A 4,686-nucleotide genomic window follows, 5' to 3' on the forward strand; every position below is an offset into this window, starting at 1 on the left:
CGTCGACGACGAACTCGCCGCCGGCTGCGTGCCGGTCCAGGGTCCCGGCAGCTACACCATCACCGGCGCCGACGGGTCGGTCACCGTCAATCTGTACGACGTCTGACGGGACGGCACCGGCACCAACGGATGGGGCCCGGAGGTTCACTCTTCAGTGAACCTCCGGGCCCCGACACATGAGTCAGTCCGTCGGTGGGCGCTTCGGGCGCCATACCACCAGCGCGCTCGTCTGCTGGACCTCCTGGTACGGGACCAGGTCGCGGCGGTACGAGGCGTGGACCGCGGCCTCGCGCTGCTGCATGGTCGCCGCCGCGCCCTCCAGGGCCGACTGCAGTTCCGCGACGCGGGACTGGAGCGCGGCGACCTGGTTCTCCAGCTCGATGATGCGCTTGATGCCGGCGAGGTTTATGCCCTCGTCCTGCGACAACTGCTGGACGGTGCGCAGCAGTTCGATGTCGCGGGCCGAGTAGCGGCGACCGCGTCCTGCCGTGCGGTCCGGGGAGACCAGGCCGAGGCGGTCGTACTGACGCAGCGTCTGCGGGTGCAGACCCGAGAGCTGGGCGGCCACCGAGATGACGTACACCGGTGTTTCTTCCGTCAGCTCGTAGGCTCTGCCGGTGAATGAGTTCTGCCGGCGACGTCCGGGTACGTCCATGGTGACCTCATGCTCCCTTCGCTGCCTCGAACAGCTCGGCCCGCGGATCCTCCTCCGCGGTCGCCTCGCGATACGCCTCCAGCGCGTCACGAGCCTTCCCCGTCACGTCCTTGGGGACACTCACCTCGACGGTGACCAACAGATCCCCCCGGCTGCCGTCCTTGCGGACCGCACCCTTGCCGCGGGCGCGCATCGTACGCCCGTTGGGTGTGCCCGGCGGCAGTTTCAGGGTGACCGGAGGTCCGGCGAGCGTGGGCACGCGGACCTCGCCGCCGAGCGCCGCCTCCGTGAAGGTGACGGGCACCGTGACGGTGAGGTTGTCGCCCTTGCGGCCGAAGACCGGGTGCGCGTCCACGTGCACGGTGACGTACAGGTCGCCCGCGGGCCCGCCCCGTTCGCCCGGTGCGCCCTTGCCGCGCAGGCGGATGCGCTGGCTGTCCGAGACCCCGGCGGGGATACGGACCTGCATGGTCCGGGACGACTTGGCGCGTCCCGAGCCGCCGCAGACCGCGCACGCGTGCTCCGCGATCAGGCCGCGGCCCTTGCAGTCGGGGCACGGGTCGGTCAGCGAGAAACCGCCGCCCGAGCCGCGCGCCACCTGACCGGTGCCGACGCAGGTCGGGCACACGCGCGGTGTGCCGTTCTTGTCGCCGGTGCCCGAGCAGGCCTTGCAGGGTGACTGCGAGGTCATGCGGAGCGGCACGGTCGCGCCGTCCACCGCCTCCGTGAAACTGAGCGTGACCTCGGTGTCGATGTCCTGGCCGCGCCGCGGCTGGGTACGAGTGCCGGGCCCTGGGCCGCCGCGGTTGAAGAGACCTCCGAAGACGTCCCCGATGCCGCCGCCGAAGCCGCCCGCCTGACCGGCACCGCCGGCTCCGCCCTGGGGGCCGCCTCCGAAGAGGTCCCCCAGGTCGAAGTTGAAGGAACCACCCGAGCCTGCGGGGCCCGGCCGGTAGCCGCCGTTGCCGAAGAGGGTGCGGGCCTCGTCGTACTCCTTGCGCTTCTTGGGGTCCCCAAGGATGTCGTTCGCCTCGGAGATCTCCTTGAAGCGGTCCTCGGCCTTCGCGTTCCCCTTGTTGGCGTCCGGGTGGAACTCGCGGGCGAGCTTCCGGTACGCCTTCTTGATCTCGGCCTCGGTGGCGTCCTTGGGGACGCCGAGGACCTTGTAGTAGTCCTTCTCGATGAAGTCCTTGGTGCTCATCCTCGACGCCCCTCCTTCCGTACGTCACTCTCACGTACGCGCTCAGCCTGCTCCGTGCGTGCGGGCGCGCGTACGGTCCGTGTCACGTCAGCCCTCGTCCGGGCCACCGCTCTCCTTGTCGTCGGCCGCCCCGTTCGCCGTGCTCGCCGTGTTCGACGGGTCCGTCTCGTCGCCCTGGGCGGGCTGCGCGCCCGGCTGCGGCTCCGCGACCGCCACCCGCGCAGGGCGGATGGTGCGCTCGCCGAAGCGATACCCCGGCTGGAGAATCGCCACGCACGTCGTCTCCGTGACGTCCGGCGCGTACGAGTGCATCAGGGCCTCGTGGATCATCGGGTCGAAGGGCTCGCCCTCCTTGCCGAACTGCTGCAGGCCCATCTTTCCCGCGACGGCCTCCAGCGACTCGGCCACCGACTTGAAACCGCCGACCAGTTCTTCGTGTTCCCGGGCGCGGCCGATGTCGTCGAGCACGGGCAGGAGCTCGGTCAGGAGGTTCGCGATGGCGACCTCCTTGACCGCGATCCGGTCGCGCTCGACCCGGCGGCGGTAGTTCTGGTACTCGGCCTGGAGCCGCTGGACGTCCGCCGTACGTTCGTTGAGCGCCGTACGGACCTGGTCCAGCTGGGCCGTCAGGCCGGTGATCTGGGCTGCGGACCGAGCTGCTGCCGTGTCCCCGGCCGGGGCCGCCCCGTCCTCCGCGGAGGAGGGGGCGGCCTGCGGCTCGGCGTCTTCAGAGGTGGCGCCGGAGGGGACGTCGGGCTGCTCGTCGAAGCCCGGGGTCTCCTCCGTCACGCGGCACCGTCCTTGCGGTCACGGTCCTCGTCGACGATCTCGGCGTCGACGACGTCGTCGTCGGCCTTGGCGTCGGCTTCAGGACCCGCGCCGGCACCCGGGGCCTCGGCGCCCGCGGCACCCTGGGCGGCCTGGGCGTCGGCGTACATCGCCTGGCCCAGCTTCTGGGAGACGGCGGCGACCTTCTCGGTGGCCGTACGGATCTCAGCGGTGTCCTCACCCTTGAGCGCGGCCTTCAGCTCCTCGACGCTCGCCTCGACCTCGGTCTTGACGTCGCCGGGGACCTTCTCCTCGTTGTCCTTGAGGAACTTCTCCGTCTGGTAGACGAGCTGCTCGCCCTGGTTGCGGGCCTCGGCCGACTCGCGGCGACGGTGGTCCTCGTCCGCGTACTGCTCGGCCTCCTGGCGCATCCGGTCGACCTCGTCCTTCGGCAGCGAGGAGCCGCCGGTGACGGTCATCTTCTGCTCCTTGCCCGTGCCCAGGTCCTTCGCGGTCACGTGCATGATGCCGTTGGCGTCGATGTCGAAGGCGACCTCGATCTGCGGGACGCCGCGCGGGGCCGGCGGCAGACCCGTCAGCTCGAACATCCCGAGCTTCTTGTTGTACGCCGCGATCTCGCGCTCGCCCTGGTAGACCTGGATCTGGACGGACGGCTGGTTGTCCTCGGCCGTCGTGAAGATCTCGGACCGCTTGGTCGGGATCGTGGTGTTGCGCTCGATGAGCTTGGTCATGATCCCTCCCTTGGTCTCGATACCGAGGGACAGCGGGGTCACGTCGAGGAGCAGGACGTCCTTGACCTCACCCTTGAGGACACCGGCCTGGAGGGCGGCGCCGATGGCGACGACCTCGTCCGGGTTGACGCCCTTGTTGGCGTCCTGGCCGCCGGTCAGCTCCTTGACGAGCTCCGCGACGGCGGGCATACGGGTGGAGCCACCGACGAGGACGACGTGGTCGATCTCGCTCAGCTGGATGCCGGCGTCCTTGATGACGTTGTGGAACGGCGTCTTGCAGCGCTCCAGAAGGTCGGCCGTGAGCTGCTGGAACTGGGCGCGCGTGAGCTTCTCGTCCAGGTGCAGCGGGCCCTCGGCGGACGCGGTGATGTAGGGCAGGTTGATCGACGTCTCCGTGGAGCTGGAGAGCTCGATCTTGGCCTTCTCCGCGGCCTCGCGCAGGCGCTGGAGGGCCATCTTGTCCTTGCCCAGGTCCACACCGTGGCCGGAGTTGAACTGCTTCACCAGGTAGTCGACGACCCGCTGGTCCCAGTCGTCACCACCGAGGTGGTTGTCGCCGTTGGTGGCCTTCACCTCGACGACGCCGTCGCCGATCTCCAGGAGCGACACGTCGAACGTGCCGCCACCGAGGTCGAAGACGAGGATGGTCTGGTCGTCCTTGTCGAGGCCGTAGGCCAGGGCGGCGGCCGTCGGCTCGTTGACGATACGCAGGACGTTCAGGCCCGCGATCTCGCCGGCCTCCTTCGTCGCCTGACGCTCGGAGTCGTTGAAGTACGCCGGGACGGTGATGACCGCGTCGGCCACCTTCTCGCCCAGGTACGCCTCGGCGTCGCGCTTCAGCTTCTGCAGGATGAAGGCGCTCATCTGCTGCGGGTTGAAGTGCTTTCCGTCGAGCTCGATCTTCCAGTCCGTGCCCATGTGACGCTTCACGGACCTGATGGTCCGGTCCACGTTCGTGACCGCCTGGCGCTTCGCGACCTCTCCGACGAGCACCTCGCCGTTCTTGGCGAAGGCGACGACGGACGGCGTGGTCCTGGCGCCCTCGGCGTTGGTGATGACGGTGGGCTCACCGCCCTCCAGAACGCTCACGACGGAGTTAGTCGTGCCCAGGTCGATGCCGACCGCACGTGCCATTTCGATTCCTCCAGCAATGACTTGAGTGGAACGGGCTCAAGTGTGCATGACGCTTGCCGCTCGGTCAACAGAGCTGAGTCGTGGGGGCTCAACTCTTATCTCTTGCTTAGGCGCATCTTGGGGGGTGACCTGCGGTCGCTTGGTCGTCTGCGGGGTGGTGGGGGCTGGTCGCGCAG

The 4,686-nt window shown here is 69.3% G+C and carries 4 protein-coding genes; all 4 read right to left on the bottom strand.

Going from position 1 to position 4,686, the window contains the following annotated elements; all coding sequences use genetic code 11:
* Positions 1–181 precede the first annotated feature (181 nt).
* The 4 genes from AOK01_RS27600 to dnaK all read right to left on the bottom strand — a co-directional run bounded on the left by AOK01_RS27600 (position 182) and on the right by dnaK (position 4,510).
* Positions 182–655: a heat shock protein transcriptional repressor HspR gene (locus AOK01_RS27600; protein ID WP_055516385.1), complete on the bottom strand. Its 474-nt coding sequence runs from the start codon at positions 653–655 to the stop codon at positions 182–184.
* 7 nt (positions 656–662) lie between these two features.
* Positions 663–1,856, bottom strand: coding sequence for a molecular chaperone DnaJ (gene dnaJ, locus AOK01_RS27605; protein WP_055516387.1), 1,194 nt, complete (start codon positions 1,854–1,856; stop codon positions 663–665).
* Between the two features lie 87 nt (positions 1,857–1,943).
* A complete protein-coding gene (gene grpE, locus AOK01_RS27610) occupies positions 1,944–2,645 on the bottom strand; it encodes a nucleotide exchange factor GrpE (RefSeq protein ID WP_055516390.1) in 702 nt (233 codons plus the stop codon).
* A complete protein-coding gene (gene dnaK, locus AOK01_RS27615; protein ID WP_055516392.1) occupies positions 2,642–4,510 on the bottom strand; it encodes a molecular chaperone DnaK in 1,869 nt (622 codons plus the stop codon). The genes grpE and dnaK overlap by 4 nt, the downstream gene beginning before the upstream one ends.
* Between the last annotated feature and the right edge of the window lie 176 nt (positions 4,511–4,686).

The sequence above is a fragment of the Streptomyces aurantiacus genome (assembly GCF_001418335.1).
Lineage (GTDB): Bacteria > Actinomycetota > Actinomycetes > Streptomycetales > Streptomycetaceae > Streptomyces > Streptomyces aurantiacus.